22 protein-coding genes and 1 pseudogene are annotated in these 17,875 nt (G+C 41.1%); 11 read left to right on the top strand and 12 right to left on the bottom strand.

Annotated elements, in window-relative coordinates:
* Positions 1-25 precede the first annotated feature (25 nt).
* Together ALW18_05965 and ALW18_05960 are read right to left on the bottom strand one after the other, a co-directional pair.
* Positions 26-643 (bottom strand): haloacid dehalogenase, encoded by a 618-nt coding sequence (locus tag ALW18_05965; GenBank protein ID AOE52103.1) that lies wholly within the window; start codon positions 641-643, stop codon positions 26-28.
* Positions 621-1,721 carry a riboflavin biosynthesis protein RibD gene (locus ALW18_05960; protein ID AOE52102.1) on the bottom strand — a complete coding sequence of 367 codons (1,101 nt, stop codon included), beginning with the start codon at positions 1,719-1,721 and terminating at the stop codon, positions 621-623. The genes ALW18_05965 and ALW18_05960 overlap by 23 nt, the downstream gene beginning before the upstream one ends.
* A gap of 207 nt (positions 1,722-1,928) precedes the next feature.
* Here ALW18_05960 and ALW18_05955 point away from each other — a divergent pair, with 207 nt between their 5' ends.
* Positions 1,929-2,423 (top strand): acetyltransferase, encoded by a 495-nt coding sequence (locus ALW18_05955; protein AOE52101.1) that lies wholly within the window; start codon positions 1,929-1,931, stop codon positions 2,421-2,423.
* Positions 2,424-2,620: 197 nt separating this feature from the next.
* Complete coding sequence (locus ALW18_05950) at positions 2,621-3,469, top strand: protein-(glutamine-N5) methyltransferase (protein ID AOE52100.1); 849 nt, start codon at positions 2,621-2,623, stop codon at positions 3,467-3,469.
* Positions 3,470-3,789: 320 nt separating this feature from the next.
* Here ALW18_05950 and ALW18_05945 read toward each other — a convergent pair whose 3' ends face one another.
* Together ALW18_05945 and ALW18_05940 are read right to left on the bottom strand one after the other, a co-directional pair.
* Positions 3,790-4,098, bottom strand: a complete 309-nt coding sequence (locus ALW18_05945; GenBank protein ID AOE54324.1) for an endonuclease — start codon at positions 4,096-4,098, stop codon at positions 3,790-3,792.
* A gap of 229 nt (positions 4,099-4,327) precedes the next feature.
* On the bottom strand, positions 4,328-5,572 hold the full coding sequence (locus ALW18_05940; GenBank protein ID AOE54323.1) for an ABC transporter permease: 1,245 nt from the start codon (positions 5,570-5,572) through the stop codon (positions 4,328-4,330).
* Positions 5,573-5,760: 188 nt separating this feature from the next.
* On the opposite strand from ALW18_05940, the gene ALW18_05935 reads away from it, so the two are divergent.
* The 3 genes from ALW18_05935 to ALW18_05925 all read left to right on the top strand — a co-directional run bounded on the left by ALW18_05935 (position 5,761) and on the right by ALW18_05925 (position 8,591).
* On the top strand, positions 5,761-6,447 hold the full coding sequence (locus ALW18_05935; protein ID AOE52099.1) for a hypothetical protein: 687 nt from the start codon (positions 5,761-5,763) through the stop codon (positions 6,445-6,447).
* 258 nt (positions 6,448-6,705) lie between these two features.
* Positions 6,706-6,915, top strand: a complete 210-nt coding sequence (locus tag ALW18_05930; GenBank protein AOE52098.1) for a hypothetical protein — start codon at positions 6,706-6,708, stop codon at positions 6,913-6,915.
* 251 nt (positions 6,916-7,166) lie between these two features.
* Entirely contained in the window at positions 7,167-8,591 is a 1,425-nt protein-coding gene (locus ALW18_05925; protein AOE52097.1) for a histidyl-tRNA synthase, read from the top strand.
* A 174-nt stretch (positions 8,592-8,765) separates the two neighbouring features.
* Here ALW18_05925 and ALW18_05920 read toward each other — a convergent pair whose 3' ends face one another.
* Positions 8,766-8,999, bottom strand: a complete 234-nt coding sequence (locus ALW18_05920) for a hypothetical protein (protein ID AOE52096.1) — start codon at positions 8,997-8,999, stop codon at positions 8,766-8,768.
* A gap of 164 nt (positions 9,000-9,163) precedes the next feature.
* Positions 9,164-9,778 carry a hypothetical protein gene (locus ALW18_05915; protein ID AOE52095.1) on the bottom strand — a complete coding sequence of 205 codons (615 nt, stop codon included), beginning with the start codon at positions 9,776-9,778 and terminating at the stop codon, positions 9,164-9,166.
* 271 nt (positions 9,779-10,049) lie between these two features.
* On the opposite strand from ALW18_05915, the gene ALW18_05910 reads away from it, so the two are divergent.
* The 3 genes from ALW18_05910 to ALW18_05900 all read left to right on the top strand — a co-directional run bounded on the left by ALW18_05910 (position 10,050) and on the right by ALW18_05900 (position 11,432).
* Positions 10,050-10,598, top strand: coding sequence for a transposase (locus tag ALW18_05910; protein ID AOE52094.1), 549 nt, complete (start codon positions 10,050-10,052; stop codon positions 10,596-10,598).
* Positions 10,599-10,720: 122 nt separating this feature from the next.
* Positions 10,721-10,930: a hypothetical protein gene (locus ALW18_05905; GenBank protein ID AOE52093.1), complete on the top strand. Its 210-nt coding sequence runs from the start codon at positions 10,721-10,723 to the stop codon at positions 10,928-10,930.
* Between the two features lie 10 nt (positions 10,931-10,940).
* Positions 10,941-11,432, top strand: a complete 492-nt coding sequence (locus ALW18_05900; GenBank protein ID AOE52092.1) for a hypothetical protein — start codon at positions 10,941-10,943, stop codon at positions 11,430-11,432.
* A gap of 16 nt (positions 11,433-11,448) precedes the next feature.
* Here the strand turns inward: ALW18_05900 and ALW18_05895 are convergent, their stop codons facing one another.
* Complete coding sequence (locus ALW18_05895; GenBank protein AOE52091.1) at positions 11,449-11,637, bottom strand: hypothetical protein; 189 nt, start codon at positions 11,635-11,637, stop codon at positions 11,449-11,451.
* A gap of 111 nt (positions 11,638-11,748) precedes the next feature.
* Positions 11,749-12,198, bottom strand: a complete 450-nt coding sequence (locus ALW18_05890; GenBank protein AOE52090.1) for an NUDIX hydrolase — start codon at positions 12,196-12,198, stop codon at positions 11,749-11,751.
* 134 nt (positions 12,199-12,332) lie between these two features.
* On the opposite strand from ALW18_05890, the gene ALW18_05885 reads away from it, so the two are divergent.
* Positions 12,333-12,854: a hypothetical protein gene (locus tag ALW18_05885; protein ID AOE54322.1), complete on the top strand. Its 522-nt coding sequence runs from the start codon at positions 12,333-12,335 to the stop codon at positions 12,852-12,854.
* On the opposite strand, the gene ALW18_05880 is transcribed toward ALW18_05885, so the two are convergent.
* Together ALW18_05880 and ALW18_05875 are read right to left on the bottom strand one after the other, a co-directional pair.
* Positions 12,855-13,508: a hypothetical protein gene (locus tag ALW18_05880; protein ID AOE52089.1), complete on the bottom strand. Its 654-nt coding sequence runs from the start codon at positions 13,506-13,508 to the stop codon at positions 12,855-12,857.
* 294 nt (positions 13,509-13,802) lie between these two features.
* On the bottom strand, positions 13,803-14,063 hold the full coding sequence (locus ALW18_05875; GenBank protein AOE52088.1) for a hypothetical protein: 261 nt from the start codon (positions 14,061-14,063) through the stop codon (positions 13,803-13,805).
* Between the two features lie 180 nt (positions 14,064-14,243).
* Between ALW18_05875 and ALW18_05870 the strand changes: the two genes are divergently transcribed.
* The gene (locus tag ALW18_05870; protein AOE52087.1) at positions 14,244-14,513 is read left to right on the top strand and encodes a hypothetical protein; all 270 of its coding nucleotides are present in this window, start codon (positions 14,244-14,246) and stop codon (positions 14,511-14,513) included.
* 76 nt (positions 14,514-14,589) lie between these two features.
* On the opposite strand, the gene ALW18_05865 is transcribed toward ALW18_05870, so the two are convergent.
* Both ALW18_05865 and ALW18_05860 read right to left on the bottom strand, forming a co-directional pair.
* On the bottom strand, positions 14,590-14,904 hold the full coding sequence (locus tag ALW18_05865; protein AOE52086.1) for a 30S ribosomal protein S15: 315 nt from the start codon (positions 14,902-14,904) through the stop codon (positions 14,590-14,592).
* Between the two features lie 69 nt (positions 14,905-14,973).
* Positions 14,974-15,420, bottom strand: coding sequence for a hypothetical protein (locus ALW18_05860; protein ID AOE52085.1), 447 nt, complete (start codon positions 15,418-15,420; stop codon positions 14,974-14,976).
* Positions 15,421-16,819: 1,399 nt separating this feature from the next.
* Here ALW18_05860 and ALW18_05855 point away from each other — a divergent pair.
* A pseudogene (locus ALW18_05855) lies at positions 16,820-17,845 on the top strand (hypothetical protein).
* The last annotated feature ends 30 nt before the right edge of the window (positions 17,846-17,875 follow it).

Genomic DNA, 17,875 nt, shown 5'->3' with positions numbered 1-17,875 from the left:
ACCATAAACCGACAACAAAAAAAATCTAATTCTCATCCAGGTTAATTACTTTTTTATCAAAAAGGTCAACCACATCTTCTTCGCCTACTTTTAAATTCCATACCTGAAAACCCAGTTCTTCGGCGGCATCGGTATTGAACTTTTTATCGTCTACCACAAGGGTACGCTTCGGTTGAATATCGTGCTTGTTAATAATAAAATTAAACGCTTTGGCATCGGGCTTACGAACGCCGATTTCATGCGAAAAGTACACTTTCTCAAAACATTGGTAAAAGTCGCCATAGAAAGAAGCCTCAACATCGCGTTCAAATTTTTCAATATGGATAGGGTCGGTATTGCTAAGCAGGAAAAGGCGGTAATTGTGTGAAAGATTCTGAAGGAACTCCAGTCGGTATAGTGGAAAATCATCGATACCCGCATTCCATGCCGCTTTAATTTCTTTAAGCGACGCATTGGGAATCGTCTGCTGAATACCTTTTAAAAACCCTTCAGAATCTATCTTTCCGGTTTCAAATTTTTTCTCCAGTTTCTCGTGCTCATCCGTCCATGCGGTAAGGCCAAGTTCTGCAAATGCTTCAACTTTAGCGTCCTTATTCTTATTTAAAAAAACATCACCTAAATCAAATATAATTGCGTTGACCATAATTCCTGTACGTTATTAGTTCGTCATCCAAAATTGTTTGCCTGTGTACTGCATCCGCAGAAAGCTTTGGTGCAGGTGTACCGTCTTTAAAAACAGCACTGCCCTTAAACACGCGTGCTTCATCCCAAAGTCCGGCATCAATAAACGTTTGCAGCGTTTTGCCTCCGCCTTCCACAATAACCGATTGCAGGTTATGCCTAAAAAGCACTTGGGCGATGGTTTGTGGCAGCTCGTCGTTAAACGTTATTGTTTCATACACAAGGTTATCTAAGTTAACGAAATTGGTCATTTCCGTCAAAATAATTGTCTTTATTTTTTGATTTTTAACAGAATAGGTGTCGGGTATCCTTCCGGTACGGTCCAGTATAACGCGCACAGGATTTTTCCCTGTCCACGTTCTTACGTCCAGTTGCGGATTATCATCCAATACAGTTTGCGTACCCGCCAGTATTGCCATCTCTTCGCTGCGCCATTTATGCACAAGCTGGCGCGAATAGGTATTGGTGATCCATACGGGTTTTTTATCTTCTAAATTCTGAATAGCTGCGCGGTCTGTCACACTAACATCCAGAACGCCCTTGGGTAGCGTGTGCTTCGGACTCAAATACCCATCGGCACTTTCTGCCCATTTTAGTATAATGTAAGGGCGCTGCTTCTCGTGAAAGGTAAAAAACCTACGATTGAATTCACGGCATTCGGTTTCGAGTACGCCAACGGTTACGTCTTTTCCGGCTTCTTTTAGCTTACGTATGCCGTTGCCCGCTACTTTTTCATTCGGGTCTACCGTACCCACAACAATGTGCTGAATTTCATTCCTAATGATAAGGTCACAGCAGGGCGGTGTTTTTCCGAAATGGCTACACGGTTCCAGGCTCACGTATAATGTTGCAATCGGAATAAGGTGCCTGTCGGCTTCGGAAACCGAATTAATGCAGTTTACCTCGCCATGCGGACCGCCAAAAGGGGAGGTGTGGCCTTCGCCGATAATACGGTCATTATAAATCAGTACCGCACCAACAGAAGGGTTTGGCATAGCATCACGTAGTCCGTTTTGTGCCAGGTCAAGACAGCGCTGCATGTAGTTTTCGTGGGGTGTTTTCAAGGTAGTACGTGTTTTCTGTAGAGACGTAGCACTGCTATGTCTGTACTTTATAAGGTATTGGAAACACCAAATTTACAAAATTGGACTGACGTATAGTAAGACTGTATAAAGCAAATGTTGCCTGACGCCCGCTTGTTACTTTTACAAATTATTCCGAATGCAATTTCAAATCCTTAGCTTTGCATAATGAGCATCATTATCCGAAAAATTGAACAAAAAGACAATGCCGATATGGCAGCTTTAATACGCAGTGTGCTTATAGAACACAACGTTCCAAAAGTGGGTACGGCATACGCTGATGCTTCGCTGGATAGTATGTTCGAAGCTTATTCGACAGAACACTCGGCTTATTTTGTGGTAGATAAAGAGGGAGTGCTGATAGGTGGTGCAGGTATCGCTCCGTTAGAGAATGGCCCGGCACACATAAGCGAATTGCAAAAGATGTACTTTTTGCCCGAAGCACGTGGCACAGGCACCGGAACCAGAATGATGGAAACCTGCCTTGCATTTGCCAAAGCAGAAGGATTCACCCACTGCTACCTCGAAACTATGCCGTATATGGAAGCCGCCCAAAAGCTGTACCGCAAAAGCGGATTTGAATATCTCGACGCTCCAATGGGTGACACTGGCCATAACTCCTGCCCTGTGTGGATGTTAGCGGAACTGGTTGTCGGTTGATAGTTGCCGGTTGTCGGATTGCTCTATGTTTGGTAGTTCTGTCATTTCGACTGCAGCGTAGCGGAATGGAGAAATCTCATACTTATACGTACGATAAATTTTCATAATAAGAAATTTGATTTATTAGTCTGTTAAAGCCTCTAGTCTCCATTTCCCCGATATACAGTTTAAATCACAGAAAAATTGAAAACTCAAAAATGAAATTAAGAGAATACCGTACATACTTTATAGAAAAGCTGACTCCGCTGTACGACAGCATGGAGGCTGAGAGTTTTTTTGCCATTACCCTGGAAGAACTGAAAGGGTGGAGGCGGTCAGACCTTGCCATTAATCCTGATGCCGAACTTAGCGGTGAAGAAATCGAAAAGTGGAATGCCGTTGTTACCCAACTGGAAACCCAAAAACCAATTCAGTATATCTTTGGTAAAGCCCACTTTTATGGACTCGAGTTTGATGTGAACGAAAACACTCTTATTCCGCGTCCTGAAACCGAAGAGCTTGTAGAATGGATCATCGGCGACAGCCAGTATATGGGTCAGATTAATCTATTAGACATTGGCACAGGCTCCGGATGCATTGCTGTTTCACTGGCAAAGAACCTCACAGATGCATCGGTATCGGCTATAGATGTTTCCGAAGGCGCACTGTCAACAGCCAAACGCAATGCAGAACACAATGACGCAAAGGTGAACTTTATCCTTCAGGATATACTGGCAGCAGAAACACTTCCGCAGACTTATGATGTTATTGTGTCGAATCCGCCCTATGTGCGAAACCTTGAGAAAGAAGAAATTAAAGAAAACGTACTGCAATACGAACCGCATCTGGCACTGTTTGTAGACGATAATGATGCACTAATTTTCTACCGTAAAATAGCATTGCTCGCAAAAACTCACCTTTCGGCAAACGGAAGACTGTACTTTGAGATCAACCAGTACCTCGGACCCGAAACGGTACAAATGCTCGAAAATTTTGGATTTACCAACGTTGTCCTTAAAAAGGATATATACGGTAATGATAGGATGGTAGGTGCGAGTCTACAGTGATCAGTATTCAGTTTCAGTTCCCCCTCTGCTGGTGCGAGCGTCACGCTCGTGCTCGCGGCTGAATGCATTGCGATTTGTCATTTCGACTGTAGCGCAGCGGAATGGAGAAATCTCAATTGCCTCAAATCTACATATCTGGTAAGGTTTTTACTTTATTTCAAAATTGAGATTTGCCTTGCCAGTCGACTAAAGCCTCTAGTCTCCACTCCATTTCATTCCGGTCGAAACATAACGTAGTGGTTCAGCGAAGCTAAATGCAGAGATCATCTAAGTCATTGCGATTTGTCATTTCGACTGTAGCGCAGCGGAATGGAGAAATCTCAAATTTCATCATTCAAAAAACGCCATTCTGGATTAAAATTAGAAATTAGGGCGTCTTTTTTTGCACGGCTCCACTTTTTTAATTGTGTCTCTCTGTCGATACCAGTTTCGGCATCTTGATAGTGCTCAAAATAAACCAGATAACAACATTTATATTTTGCGGTAAATGCTTTGGAATTAGCTTCCGGGTTTTGATGGTATTGCAGTCTTTCCGGAAGGCTATTGGTAAAACCCACATACAACACATTCTTAATTTTATTTGTAAGTATATATACGTAATAATTATGTGTCCCTAATGTTTTTAGCATAAAACGATATTCACTTAATTTAATACTTACTCTGAGATTTCTCCACTCCATTTCATTCCGGTCGAAATGACAAACAGCAATGAATTAGTTTCTGTCATTTCGACTGAAGCGCAGCGGAATGGAGAAATCTCCATTGCCTTAAATCTCAAATAAAACATTTACTTCATTTCCGCTGCTAGCGTGACCCTCACCCTAGCAGCGGAAATGATAAAACTTTACCATCAACTAACTACTCATATCTCAGTGCCTCCACAGGGTCAAGCGCGGCGGCTTTAACTGCAGGGTATAATCCTGAAACGATGGTAACGATAAATACAGTAGTAAAAGCGGCAAAAACAGCCATCCATGGCATTACAAAGCTGGTTTTTAGAATAATGGATACCGGCAATGCAACTACCAGTATACCAAGCAGTATACCAACAATTCCACCTAAAAGGCTTATTAAAAGTGTTTCGGTGAAGAACTGAAGTGCTATAGTATTCTTTTTAGCGCCAAGCGATTTACGTACACCAATTTCGCGGGTACGCTCGGTAACAGATACCAGCATGATATTCATTAAGGCTATAGTAGAGCCGAAAACAGTGATAATACCAATAACCCAGGCGGCTATGTTAAGCGTTTGTGTTTCGGATAATAGCTGTTTTAAAAGCTCGTCACTGCGTTCTATGCCGAAGTTACTGTCTTCAACAGGGTTTAGCTTACGCACGCGGCGCATGGCAAGTATGGCTTCGTCTACGGCGGAGTTAAGCATGTCGTGGTTGCCTATCATTACCTTTACTTCATAATCAATATTCGGAGCTGTAAACAGCGAACGCGCTACCTGAATAGGGACGATAAGTCGTAAATCCTGCCTGTTGCCAAAGGTAGACCCCTTTTCTTTCAGTACGCCGATAACCTTAAAACGCGCACCGCGAACCGAGATAACCTTGTCAAGCGGATTCATGTCTTTCAGTAACCCTTTTGTAAAGTCAGACCCAACAATACACACATAGTTATTATTGCTGATGTCGAAATTATTAAAGTTTCGTCCCTCTGTAACTTCGAGTCCCGAATTGGGAAGGAAATACTGGTCGGCACCCACAATAGTAATTTCGGGATCGGTCTTTTTGCCTTCGTGTTTTACCTCGGCATTGCTTGCAGCGGTAAATGACAGCGAAGTTGTAGCCGACGGGAAGTTGTATTTGGACTGGAATGCGGTGGCCTGCGGATAGCTGATGATAGGATTTACCTTAACATCGGCACTGTTGCGGCGTAGCTGTGCCGAATTGTCGTAACGGCTAATAGAGAATGTGTTGGTACCCATAGAGGCAAAGTTGCTGGTTACGGTGCTTTCCAGCACGGCAACAGCAGCGAGTATTCCCACAAGGGCAAAAATTCCAATGCCAATAATAAATACCGTTAAAATGGTTCGTAGCATTTGGCTCCTGATCGAATCAATTGCTATCTTTGTATTTTCCCTGAACAGGCTAAACATACGTTCGTTTTTTGATGCCACTAAAATAATGAATTTGTTTAAGGTTTCAGGTTTAAAGTTGTAAAGTATTTCTGTTGCCGGTTGATAGTTGTTGGTTGTCAGACAGACGATGTGCCTTCAAACCGCAACATTATGAATTCGGCTTACGTCTTTACAACTACTTCAAGATTTGATTATATACCATTAAAATGAGCGATGTTCGCTATTTTAACTTTCCTGTTGTGCTGTTGCAGGATTTCATGACTGATACCGGTGCCTGCCTTACAAAAATTATGTACTATTCGCTGTATTCCCATACCCTTCGGCTTGATCAGGGAGATGAAATGGAGAAGTTTCAGTGTGCAATCGATTATTACAATGTACCTTTAAGCAGTACAGACGGATTGTTTTTTGATGCTCAGGAAATCTATGAATTCATGCCGGACAAGACACCTACGACCGGAATTAACCTTGATGTTTTTATGAGATTTTTTCTCAATAAAAAAACCGATTTTGAGAAGATCACCCTGCTTGGTTTTCTGGCTATTAAAAGTATTTTGGGCGATAAATCGTACTGTAAAATAACTAATGCGTTCTGGCTTTCCCGCATGGATGGCTTTGCAAAGACCTGCGATACCGAATTATTAACCGATGCTGTAAAAAGATATTCCGGAGAGTATATGACCAAAAAAATAAAGAATGAACTTAAAGACCATTGGGGATTAAAGTCGTACAGCCGATATACCCGCGGCTTTTATGTGAGTTTTAATATGACTCTTGAAAACCTGATTAAAACTGCGGAAGCTGATCGTGCTGCACGTAAAGAAAAACAAAAACGCCTTGAAGAAAAAGCCCTTGTGCAAAAAGTCCTGCGGGAAATTAAAGCAGCGAGTTAGCCTTTTTACAACATATTTCACTCTATTTTTCAGTACTTATTTCCATGATTTTTTCAATTTGCATTTTGTTTCTATTTTAGAATAATCACGACCTATATAAAGTTATGTTATAAAGGTATGCTATAAAAAGCTATAAAAAAGTGTCAAAACAAACTATCAAAAATTATGTAAAACTGTAATTTCAATTACATCTGCATTTACAATTGCAAAGGATTGACTTTTTGAAGTGTTTTTTCTTTTCTCTCCTTTTCTTTTTTGATGTTTAATGAGAATGAAAATGCCCCCGAATGGGAAAGAGATCCTTCGGATAATACAATTCACCGGGGGGGGCGGTTTTTTGAGTGTTCAGTATTCAGTGATCAGTATGTAGTGTTCGATGATAGTTGCAGCGTTGCTGCTGGTGCGAGGGTCACGCTCGTGCCCTTATTAATTATAACATGCAAGAGCGTGACGCTCGCGCTAGCATAGCGGAGGTCTGTTGGATAGGGTTTTGTCTTTGTCACGACACAACACACCCCTAACCCCTCTCAAGAGGGGAACCAGCTTCACTCAATCCCAAAGCAAGAGTGAGCGGGTTTGAGTGTTCCCCTCTTGAGAGGGGTTAGGGGTGTGTCTTTCTTAATCTGATAAGTCAGCATCCAACATCCCACCTCGACTTTACGGCTTTCGACTAAAACTGAGTAGCAATTCTTATATTTGCACTCTAAACAATTTTAAAAATGGCAGCAAAACCAGGAATTCCAAAAGGTACAAGAGATTTTTCACCCGCAGAGGTGGCTAAACGTCAATATATTATGTCGGCGATAAAGCATCATTTCGAGACTTTTGGTTTTCAGCCTATCGAAACACCATCTTTCGAAAATTCGGAAACCCTTATGGGAAAATATGGAGAAGAAGGCGACAGGCTTATTTTTAAGATTTTGAATTCGGGCAATTTCTTCTTCGATAAAAAGACATTAGAACTGCCTGAATCATTAGATCAGTTACTTGTAAATTCTTCGGAAACCATCAATAAGGAACAGCTGATCGACCTGAATAAATTCACAGCAAGAATATCAGAAAAAGCACTGCGTTACGATCTTACGGTTCCGTTTGCACGTTACGTGGTACAACACCAGAACGATATAGAGTTTCCGTTTAAGCGTTACCAGATACAGCCGGTCTGGAGGGCAGACCGTCCGCAGAAAGGCCGTTTCAGAGAGTTCTTTCAGTGCGATGCCGATGTGGTAGGTTCAACATCGCTATGGCAGGAAGTAGAGCTTGTGCAGCTTTACGACAATGTATTTACAGCACTTGGGCTTAACGGCGCAGTGATAAAAATAAACAATAGAAAAGTACTTAGCGGTATTGCTGAGGTTATCGGTGCAAAAGACAAGCTTATCGACTTTACGGTGGCTTTAGACAAGCTCGACAAAATAGGCGAGGACGGCGTGAAAAAGGAAATGCTTGAAAAAGGCATTACCGAAGATGCTATCTATAAGGTACAGCCGTTGTTCAACTTTACAGGGTCTATCAACGAGAAACTGGAAAAGTTAGCTACCCTGCTTGCTTCTTCGGAAGAAGGCATGAAAGGGGTAGAGGAGCTGCGTTTTATCTGCGATAATGTAATTGAAATTGGACTGGGTAAATCGGAACTTGATCTTGATGTTACCCTGGCACGCGGACTGAATTATTACACCGGAGCTATATTTGAAGTTACTGCCCCTAAAGAGGTGGCAATGGGTTCTATTGGCGGTGGTGGCCGTTATGACGACCTTACAGGTATATTCGGACTTAAAAATATGAGTGGTGTGGGTATTTCTTTCGGATTGGACAGGATTTATCTTGTACTGGAAGAACTAAACCTTTTCCCTGAAACGGTTACCGAAGCCACTAAAGTGTTGTTCATCAACTTCGGGAGTAAAGAGGCATTGTATGCAATGAAAGCTATTGCTGCATTGCGTTCAGCTGGTATTAAAGCCGAATTATACCCCGATGCTGCTAAGCTACAAAAACAGTTTACCCATGCCGACAGGCGAGGTATTCCGTTTACGGTGTTGTGTGGCGATGAAGAGATTAATTCTGCTACCTATAAAATTAAAAACCTTGCTTCAGGCGAACAGGAAAGTGTTAGCCTTGACGAGTTGATCGCTAAATTGTCGTAATTGCATTTGTAACTATAGCGACGTTGTATTGCAACGTCTACCGTCATTTTTGTTGATTAAATAACAGACGTTGCAGTGCAACGTCTCTACAAATAGCAATCAGGTTATCCTATAAAAACAAACCCACGCCGTAAGCGTGGGTTTTTCTTTTACAAGTAAGATGTTGGTTGCGAACTACTGTACTGTGTCAAGCGTGTTGATGTTGTTTTTAGCAACATTTCCTGTTTCGTCCTGAAGGATTTCAATTCCCAGGATCTCAAAAGGGCGCTCAATCTGCATACCATTGGTATCGATGTATTCAAGTACCAGTTCGTCAAAACTGTCCGGGTGAAGCGTAATCGCTACACTGTCAGTTAATTCATTTTCGATAATGTAATTACGCATTGCGTCTAAAGTAATTTTCTCCATGCTAATAATGTTGTTTAGGTGAGATAAAATTACAGTATTAGTATGCACGAATAGTTATAGAATATGTTAAAAAAATTAACTTTAACACATCAGGCTATGCTGTAGTAGGTATTAATATAAAATTTCTGACTAAATGGTATTAATGTATCAAAATGTAAGAAATACTATCTGAAATCGATTATTCCCTCGCCGTTATTGCCCGTTTTAGGGGTGTTATCGGCAATTTTGCTCCAGTCGATATTTGGATATTTCTTTTTCAATTCGGCTAAATCACGGTCAAAACGATCGTAAACCACAACACGCGGTGAACCGGGTTCCGACAAATCGTTATATGACAGTTCGCCCAAATAGGTTATTTCGCCTTTTTTAATCTCAAACGGAATCGCATATTTCTTACTGTAGCTCACCTGACCCATAGACCCTATATGATTTAGCACCGTATGCTGGTTAAAAGCATACTTGCCGGGTTCGCCTTCAATTACAAATACGTACGACTGCCCTTCGGCAAAATCACCATTAAAGGCGCGTTCGTTCTTTCCGTTTCGGGCCTTTATCATCACTTTACCGTCGTTCTTTTTTATGAACTTCTTATCGTCTGTTGTCGGCTCATAAAAGAAGCGGTAAATATCGTTCTTGGGTGCTTTGCTTTCAAAAGTTATGGTGCCTACGGCAAGTCCTTTTTCAGGCGATGCGGTAAATTTTTCGGGAGCTTTATCGGATGCCGATCCACAGCCAATAAATAAGGCAAGCAGCGGCAATAGTAAATAGGTAGTTTTCATGTAGCAAATTATTAGAAACGTAAAGATAAGCTTTTTGGTGGTTTGGTTGATGGTTGATGGTTGAGGGTTGGGGTGTAGGGTTTAGGGTTGAGGGTTGTGGGTTTGAGGGTTGAGGGTTGAGGGTTGAGGGTTGAGGGTTGAGGGTTGAGGGTTGAGGGTTGAGGGTTGAGGGTTGAGGGTTGAGGGTTGTTGCTGGCGCGAGCGTCACGCTCGTGCCTTAATAGTCACATTTATGTAAGAATAGTAAAACAAAAATTTTTATATTTGAAAAATGAGCAGAAAATACAAATTCGGAGAAAAAAATGGAGCCTACTTTATCAGTTTTGCTATTGTATATTGGATTGATGTTTTTACGAGAGATGAATATTTTGCTGCCGTAATAGATTCGTTAAAGTATTGTAGAAAAAACAAAGGGATGGAAATCTATGGGTACTGTATTATGCCCAGCCATATTCATTTGATATTTCGCTCTTCATTAAATGATCCGTCCGGTCTTATAAGAGATTTTAAAGGGTTTACGTCAAGAAAAGTAATTAAACTCATTACTGAAAATCCGCAGGAAAGTAGAAAAGATTGGTTGCTATGGATGTTTAAACGGGCAGGACAAATAAATAGTAATGTGGAAAATATGCAATTTTGGCAACAGAACAATCAGCCGATAGAAATCTGGTCGTTGAGTGTTTTTGAACAAAAACTACAATACATTCATTATAATCCGGTTGAAACAGGTTTTGTTACTAACACTATCGACTGGAAATATAGCAGTGCCAGAAACTACGGAAACGATGATAGTACAATTTTGAAAATTGATATGAATTAATATGGGCACGAGCGTGACGCTCGCGCCAGCTCTATGCCTGAATGAAAAAATAATGTGAACACGAGCCTGACGCACGCGCCAGCCGACATGTTAAATTTCAAACCCCTATATTTGTTGTACTTATGAAAAAACTAGTACTCATAGCAATACTGGCAGGGTTAACATCGTTTACTACAGAGGCAGATGTTTATCTTTGCAATAGCAAGGGCGGTAAGAAATACCATTTTACCAAAGACTGCCGGGGGCTGGGCAATTGCAAAGCCGAAATTATTAAAGTAACCCTAAGCGATGCCAAAGCAAAAGGCAAAACCATTTGTGGTTACGAAGACTAATATAATTATCATGAAATTACTTTTATCGCTTTTCTTATCTATCACAGCAGCAATAACATTTGCACAGGTTCAGCCGCAAGCTACATCCGAGGGAAACCTAACCTTTAAAGGCACAATCCCTGCAAAAGGAAAATCTGCCGACGACCTGAAAGAATGTGTTGCCGACTTTGCCGATTTTATGGATATTGAATCGACCGAAAAGAATAGTATCAGCGGAACATACAGTTATACCTATGCTGTTGACGATATTGAACTATGGGCGGGAGAGGTAACGTTTAAATTTGAATTCACCTTTAATGGTAACGCAATAGCTTACAATTTTTATGATTTTGACCATAAAACGGGAGAATCTAAATTTAAGCCTGTGGGTATCTTACCGCTAAACTGGAACGCCAAAGTAGGCGAGGTGTTTACACAGGCACGCTTCAACGAAATAAAAGGCGATATCCAAACGAATATGGCCCTTATCGTGAAGACAGTTACTAATGAATGTGCCAGATAGATAATACTGAATTATACTACCACAATTCTGCCAGGAAATAAATTTGTTTTTCGGTAAATTCTTCTTCGTTTCTGCCTTTTATAGCCGAACAGGTGTAGGTAGTTTCACCTTCTTTAGAGCGGTTTATTTTCCATACGAATATTGCCGATTTTAATCCGAATTTACCAGCCTCGTATACCTCGTCGTTAATGTGAAACTTTTTCATTTTTAAGTATTTAGGTAAAGGTAGGTATAATAAAACGGGCAGGGCTATAAAAGCAGGTTTATATTTTGATATAGTACAAACGCTGACGCTCGTGCCAGCGTTCAGCCAGATTTATAAGTTTGCAACTTGTTCTAAAAAGGAAACCTGCCTTTCATTAATCAGCACTTTGGCATCTGATAATGTAAACCATCCGGCCTTATCTACTTCGGGAAATTCTTTTTGCTTTCCCGATCTCGGCGGCCACTCTATCGTAAACGTGTTACAGGTTATGGTATCGGCGTTGAGGTTACCTTGGGCAGCCCACGCCATTACTTTCTTTCCGCCTTTTTGGGTTATGGGTTCCAGTTCTGTAAATGGGGCAGATGGCGTGTAGCCTGTTTCTTCCTCAAATTCACGCACTGCACAATCTAGCGGGGCTTCATCGGGCAGTAATTCGCCTTTGGGTATTGTCCACCAGCCCTCGTGTTTTTTGGCAAAGAACGGCCCTCCCGGATGGACGAGGAAAAATTCGGTTTCATTAGCTGTGTTTCGGTACAGCAATATGCCTGCACTTTGTTTCATATACTGTAAATATAATTTTATTTTTGTGTAAGAATTGTTAAGCTGGGTGTAATACAACTGTCTGGCTTCCCTGTTAATGCAATTTATTTATATTTGTGATACAGCCTTATTTATATCAAATTCAGTAAGCAATGATGAAGCTTTTTAAGAACCAGAATCCCGATCGTCCCGTACTTACAATAGAAACAAAACCTACAGATGTTGTATTGGAAATAGCGGGCTATATTGCCCTTGCAGCATTGTGGCTCTATGTTTACGTATCATACCAGTCATTGCCCGACATTGTTCCCATACATTTTGGGGCAGGGGGCAAGCCCGATGGTTACGGATCTAAAGAAACTACTTTCCTGTCGCCCGTCATTGCAACTGTGCTGTTTGTATTCATCGCTTTTATGCAGCGAAAGCCGCATTGGTTTAATTACCCAACAGAAATAACGCAGGACAACGCCCTAAAGCAATATACTAATGCCGTACGAATGATGCGAACGCTAAAAATGTGTTTGTGTGTTATGTTTATAGCAATTGAATATTCTACTACATCGGCGGCAGTTTCATCAGATGGCGTAGCCGATACCAAATGGATGTTTATTGTGATAATTTTCCTGGTACAGATACCGCTCTTCTGGTTTATAATACAGTCATCAAAAAACGCCTAGCTATTCTTCTTCCAGTCGGTATTCGTGGTTGGGGGAGCTGAAATAATCATCGGCATACTTGCCAAACTTATCCAGTGTAAGGTAGTTAAAAGTGCCGCCAACAATAGCACCCACTCCAAAAGGTATAAGCCTGCCCAATACGGCACCACCACGTTTAGAACCGTATTTGGTAACCAGTTTACGGGCTATTTTCTGGTTCATCCTATTTTTAATCCTGTCGGTAATGTGCTTATCAAAATGGCTGATAGTTATTTTATCGCCCTTTGCATGGGCTATTTTTTCGGGAAGTACAACACCTGCCCATAAACCCAGTACAAGGGTAAATTCCTGCTCAAAATCATGTTCGGTATCGCGTCCGTAAATAAGTCCGGTTGCATAGCAGGTGCTTGCCATCCAGCGCAGCATTAAGGCAATATCTGCCGATACAGCACCGGTTTCTACCGCTACCTGTGCAATGGTGCCCAATCCGGGAATACTGCCCGGCAATGCCGTTACCGCTCCAACCGAAGCATACCTGTTCCTTGCCTTGTTGGCAGAAAGCCGCGACAGCTCTTTGGGTGTTTTATGCGGATTGGCCTGTTTTAGCTGGGCAACATCGTTACGGATGTCCTGAAAGGGAGGCATAACCTTTAGTATTATTTGGTGCAGGTCCATTTGGGTGAGTTATATATACCTGTAAGGGTAATTATTGGTATGAAAGTTACTGCATATATAAACAGTGTATACTGCTGTTAACAGTAATTTAAGCCGAAAGGTAAAAGATGTAAAATACAAAAGCGGGCTAATAGTAGCCCGCCCCCAAGTTTATGATCATCGTATATATCTTTCGTCCCCCAACTTAGATAGACGACCACAACTGTTTGTAATTAAAAAACTGATTTTTAATTACACTGTAAAACTACAACCAGATTGTGGATGCCAAAATACCTAACTGTAGGTATTTTAAGGTTATTTTTCTTTTGGGTTTGCGTTAAACTGAAAAGGGTATTTATCGAGGTATTTCTCTAAAAGACGTCCTTGCTTGAAGCTGAGCTTCCACAGGATCTTATTGGTTATTGTATGGCACCAAAGTTCTACATAAAAGTTATGTATTGCATACAGCAGTTTTTTAACGTGCCCTTCCATGCAAGCATCTATCAGTACGCCGTCTTCCCACAGGATCTGGTACTGTATATCGTCCGGTAAATTTTTATAGTCGTATAACTTCATGTTCTCATTTTCATTAATTGCATGACTTACTTTTTTTAACGCGCATACATTTCTATTATTATATACGGATGGGGTAAAAAGCTAATCAAAGATAACACTTTAAAAATTAAGCATTTATTAGGATATGGTTAGCAAAATTTATGATTTGTAATTTAGAAATTGCGGTATGTTTAATTCTAAATGCCGACGATTATGAAACTATTGATGCTTGTACCCAATTTAGTGCTTATTGCCGTATCCGGCGTAAACCTTTCAAACGAACTATCCGGCGAAACGCTTACTAACAGCCTTGCAATTATCGTGCTGCATTTGTCGGTATTGGTAATGTGTTTGGTTTTTTCGGGGTTAATAGTAAAATCGATGTTTAAAATTAGATATGTAGAAATGCCCGAAACGCAATCTGACGAACACACTTCGTACGACGAATTAGATCTTCAGCATACTGCCTAATATTCCAGCTGTTCCTTGCAGCGTCTATATATAGAAAAACCCCGAAGGCTCAATGCTTCCGGGGTTTTTTGATGTCTTATTTTGTAACCAGTTTTTCGGTTTTCGAAATAAAATTTTCAAAAGCCTGTTCTATGCTAATGTCCATTCTTTCGGCAAGCACCATCAGCCACCAGATGCATTCGCCCAGCTTATGTTCCAATTCGGGGGCCGTATTGGCTTTAGGCCACCGTCCCTGTTGCGACATGGCAAGCCTGCCCACGAGTCCGGCATCGGTTAAAAATGCAAGGGCATCTTCTTCCACAGACCATTTGCTGCCGTGATGTTCCAGTTCTAATTTATGATAGGCTTCCCTTATTGTATGAGATCGTTCTATAGCTTCTTTAAAATCCATCGTATAAAATTTAATTTCTAAAGAAGCTAAAGTACGCAAGTATTGTTACAATTTTAAACCGGAAATGTGTTACGGTTTGTTTTTATTCAGTGCCTTTACAAGGGCAGCCGTAACCAATGCTCCTGCAAGGTAATAGCCAATGGTAAGTGCTTTGGTTTTGTTGGTTCTGGTAACAGGCTTTTCGTCCAGCCCTAACGGTTCGGGTAGGGTAATGGCACCAACTCCGGCAGTAATGCCCATAGTAACAGCCCTTGTTAGTAAATGCTTCGGGTTGCCCGCGCCTATAGCGCTATAATATAATGCGTTGCTTATAATATCGCCCGCAAGTGTAGCCTTGTACAGGGTATCTTCATCTTTTATCTCTGCATCAAAAAAATCAAGACTTTTTTCAAGGGCTTCCTCACCCAATAAATCTACGCGTGGCATGTCTTTATCGCGCCTTTTCAAGGATTCGTGAATTATATTAAGGGCAATGGCACCGCCAAGACCCGCAACAATGTTTTTTACTCTGCTCATAGCTGTTTGTAATTATGTTAGTTACATAAAGTTCCAGTAAAAAGACGGGTATACGTGTTAGGGGATAGTTAAATGTGGAAAACCTTTAACAGCGACAGGTGGCATCATATACTGTAATTGCCTAACTTTAACATCTTTTTATGAATGTATTTGCATTTACATAAATGTCTGAACCACAAATATGATCTACAATAAAACCACCCTTACAATCCTGTTTACGTTTATCGTAACGCTGTTTACGGTTAATGCGCAGGGTAAACGTGAGCTTTTTGACAAGCTTGTTACGGCTAAGGGTACAGAAAAGGTAAACACTTTGCTTAAGCTGAGCAGTGTATACCTTTCAAGGCCGGGAGAAATTAAAACCAATATCGACAGTGCGTATACATTTACGCAACAGGCAGAACAGGAAAGCAAGCGTATTGACTATCCCTACGGATCGTGCCGAAGCCTTGCGTTATATGCTAAAATTTATACGGGCAGGAAAAATAGGGCAAAGGCCATGCAGTATGCCAATGCAGCACTGGAAAAAGCGCAGGCAGCAAATTTTCAGGATGTATGTGGCGAGGCTTATCAGGAACTGTACGCCCAGTTTAACTACTACGATGAGATAGACCAGAAAACATCGTACCTTGATAAGGCCATAGCCGCCTATAGGATAAAAAGCACCAAAACCCAGCTTGCCGAAATTCTTGCCATTGCGGCAGAACATTATAACTATCTGGGCGAAAGCGATAAGCCAATCGCTTATATTAATGAAGCTCTGGCGTTGTACAAAGCGGCGAAACATGGTAATATGGTAAATGCCTACCGTGTTGCAGGCAGCCTTTATGCGGGTAGGGGCGATTATAAAAAGTCGATAGATTATTTACTAAAGGCAGTTGTTGCTTCCGAGAATAAGGAGTATGAGGACAATGAGCAGCTGACCCATATAAACAATCAGCTTTCGGCAAATTACCATGCGTTAAACGAAGTTGCACTTGCCGATAAGTACATACGGAAGTCGTTTGATTATGCGGTAAAATCGCGCAATCTGGAATCTATTTACACGGCGACCAATAACATCGTGTCGGGGCTTATTAATAAATCGAATTACAGAGAGGCAGAACGTTTTCTTAAAAATATCTATGCTAAGCATAAACCCGTAACCATATCAGATATTATTACGGTACAGGCGTGCTTTATACGTATTTACAGTAAGTTGAAGCAATATAGTAAGGGTGAACCTTATTGCCGTGAAATGATAGCACTGCTAAACTCAAGGAAAGCGGAAATGCCGCAGCAGATATACACCTACGCTATTTCATCGCTATGCCGTTTTTATTTAGCAAAAGGCGATTATGCTACATCCCGAAAATACCTTGATGCGAATTTGGATGCTATTGATAAAAGAAGCTTTGCTGCCAGGAAGAATGTCTACACTATGGCATATCAGCTGGATTCGGCACAGGGCAATTTACCGCGCGCCATAGAGTACCTGAAAAAGATTAAAACAGCAGACGATTCTATCTTTAATATCGAAAAGAATAAAGAGATATCCCAGCTTCAGATATCATATGAAAGCGAAAAAAAGGACAAGGATATTCTTTTAAAAGCCAACAGCATTTCACTTTTAAATAAAGAAAAAGAACTGCAAAGGCACAGGATAACTCAATCTAATAATCAAAAAAACATAGCCTTTGTAGTGCTTATCGTCGCAATTATTGCAGCTGTTGCTATATACCTGGCGTATCGTAATAAGCTTAAGGTGAACAAACTGCTGGAAAAGAAAAGACGCGAAATTACAGATAAGAATGAGAAGCTAAACAAACTCGTTCAGGATAAAGAGTGGCTGCTTAAAGAAATTCACCATAGGGTAAAAAACAACCTTCAAATTGTTATGAGCCTGCTCAATACACAGTCGGCTTACCTTACAGATAAAGCTGCGCAAAGTGCCATTGGCGACAGCCAGCGGCGTTTGCATTCTATTGCGCTTATCCATCAGCAATTGTACAAGTCAGACAATGTGTCGGCTATAAAAATTTACAGGTATGTAAGCGAATTGGTGTCGTACTTAAAAGATTCATATGATAGCGCTCTTATTAAGTTCGATATTAAAGTAGATGATGTAGAGCTCGATGTAGCGCAGACCATTCCTATCGGGCTAATACTTAACGAGGCGATAACCAACTCGTTTAAATATGCTTTTGCCCCGGGCGAAAAAGGCAAAATTAAAATTGCATTGTGCCAGGTAGAAGGCAATAAATACGAACTATTAATCCGTGATAACGGAAAAGGCCTTCCGCAGGATTTTGAACCTGAGAATTGTAATTCGCTGGGTATGCAGCTCATCAGCGGATTAAGCGGCGACCTAAATGGCGAATTCAGAATTTATAATGATGGCGGTACGGTAATTCAGATTGTATTTAGTACAGAGGTGATGGAGTAAATATAGGGGGCAATTTTTGTACACCATATT

Origin of the sequence: Flavobacterium psychrophilum (assembly GCA_001708385.1) — a bacterium.
Taxonomy (GTDB): Bacteria; Bacteroidota; Bacteroidia; order Flavobacteriales; family Flavobacteriaceae; genus Flavobacterium; species Flavobacterium psychrophilum_A.
This window is presented reverse-complemented; position numbering and strand designations above follow the sequence as displayed.

Bases quoted from the DNA above. Each gene is read 5' to 3' on its own strand.
- ALW18_05885 (AOE54322.1), top strand. From the start codon at position 12,333: ATGAAGCTTTTTAAGAACCAGAATCCCGATCGTCCCGTACTTACAATA.
- ALW18_05915 (AOE52095.1), bottom strand. From the start codon at position 9,778: ATGAAAACTACCTATTTACTATTGCCGCTGCTTGCCTTATTTATTGGC.
- ALW18_05865 (AOE52086.1), bottom strand. From the start codon at position 14,904: ATGGATTTTAAAGAAGCTATAGAACGATCTCATACAATAAGGGAAGCC.
- ALW18_05895 (AOE52091.1), bottom strand. From the start codon at position 11,637: ATGAAAAAGTTTCACATTAACGACGAGGTATACGAGGCTGGTAAATTC.
- ALW18_05900 (AOE52092.1), top strand. From the start codon at position 10,941: ATGAAATTACTTTTATCGCTTTTCTTATCTATCACAGCAGCAATAACA.
- ALW18_05960 (AOE52102.1), bottom strand. From the start codon at position 1,721: ATGCAGCGCTGTCTTGACCTGGCACAAAACGGACTACGTGATGCTATG.
- ALW18_05950 (AOE52100.1), top strand. From the start codon at position 2,621: ATGAAATTAAGAGAATACCGTACATACTTTATAGAAAAGCTGACTCCG.
- ALW18_05935 (AOE52099.1), top strand. From the start codon at position 5,761: ATGAGCGATGTTCGCTATTTTAACTTTCCTGTTGTGCTGTTGCAGGAT.
- ALW18_05905 (AOE52093.1), top strand. From the start codon at position 10,721: ATGAAAAAACTAGTACTCATAGCAATACTGGCAGGGTTAACATCGTTT.
- ALW18_05890 (AOE52090.1), bottom strand. From the start codon at position 12,198: ATGAAACAAAGTGCAGGCATATTGCTGTACCGAAACACAGCTAATGAA.
- ALW18_05965 (AOE52103.1), bottom strand. From the start codon at position 643: ATGGTCAACGCAATTATATTTGATTTAGGTGATGTTTTTTTAAATAAG.
- ALW18_05925 (AOE52097.1), top strand. From the start codon at position 7,167: ATGGCAGCAAAACCAGGAATTCCAAAAGGTACAAGAGATTTTTCACCC.
- ALW18_05930 (AOE52098.1), top strand. From the start codon at position 6,706: ATGTTTAATGAGAATGAAAATGCCCCCGAATGGGAAAGAGATCCTTCG.
- ALW18_05875 (AOE52088.1), bottom strand. From the start codon at position 14,063: ATGAAGTTATACGACTATAAAAATTTACCGGACGATATACAGTACCAG.
- ALW18_05880 (AOE52089.1), bottom strand. From the start codon at position 13,508: ATGGACCTGCACCAAATAATACTAAAGGTTATGCCTCCCTTTCAGGAC.
- ALW18_05870 (AOE52087.1), top strand. From the start codon at position 14,244: ATGCCGACGATTATGAAACTATTGATGCTTGTACCCAATTTAGTGCTT.
- ALW18_05945 (AOE54324.1), bottom strand. From the start codon at position 4,098: ATGCTAAAAACATTAGGGACACATAATTATTACGTATATATACTTACA.
- ALW18_05910 (AOE52094.1), top strand. From the start codon at position 10,050: ATGAGCAGAAAATACAAATTCGGAGAAAAAAATGGAGCCTACTTTATC.
- ALW18_05920 (AOE52096.1), bottom strand. From the start codon at position 8,999: ATGGAGAAAATTACTTTAGACGCAATGCGTAATTACATTATCGAAAAT.
- ALW18_05940 (AOE54323.1), bottom strand. From the start codon at position 5,572: ATGTTTAGCCTGTTCAGGGAAAATACAAAGATAGCAATTGATTCGATC.
- ALW18_05860 (AOE52085.1), bottom strand. From the start codon at position 15,420: ATGAGCAGAGTAAAAAACATTGTTGCGGGTCTTGGCGGTGCCATTGCC.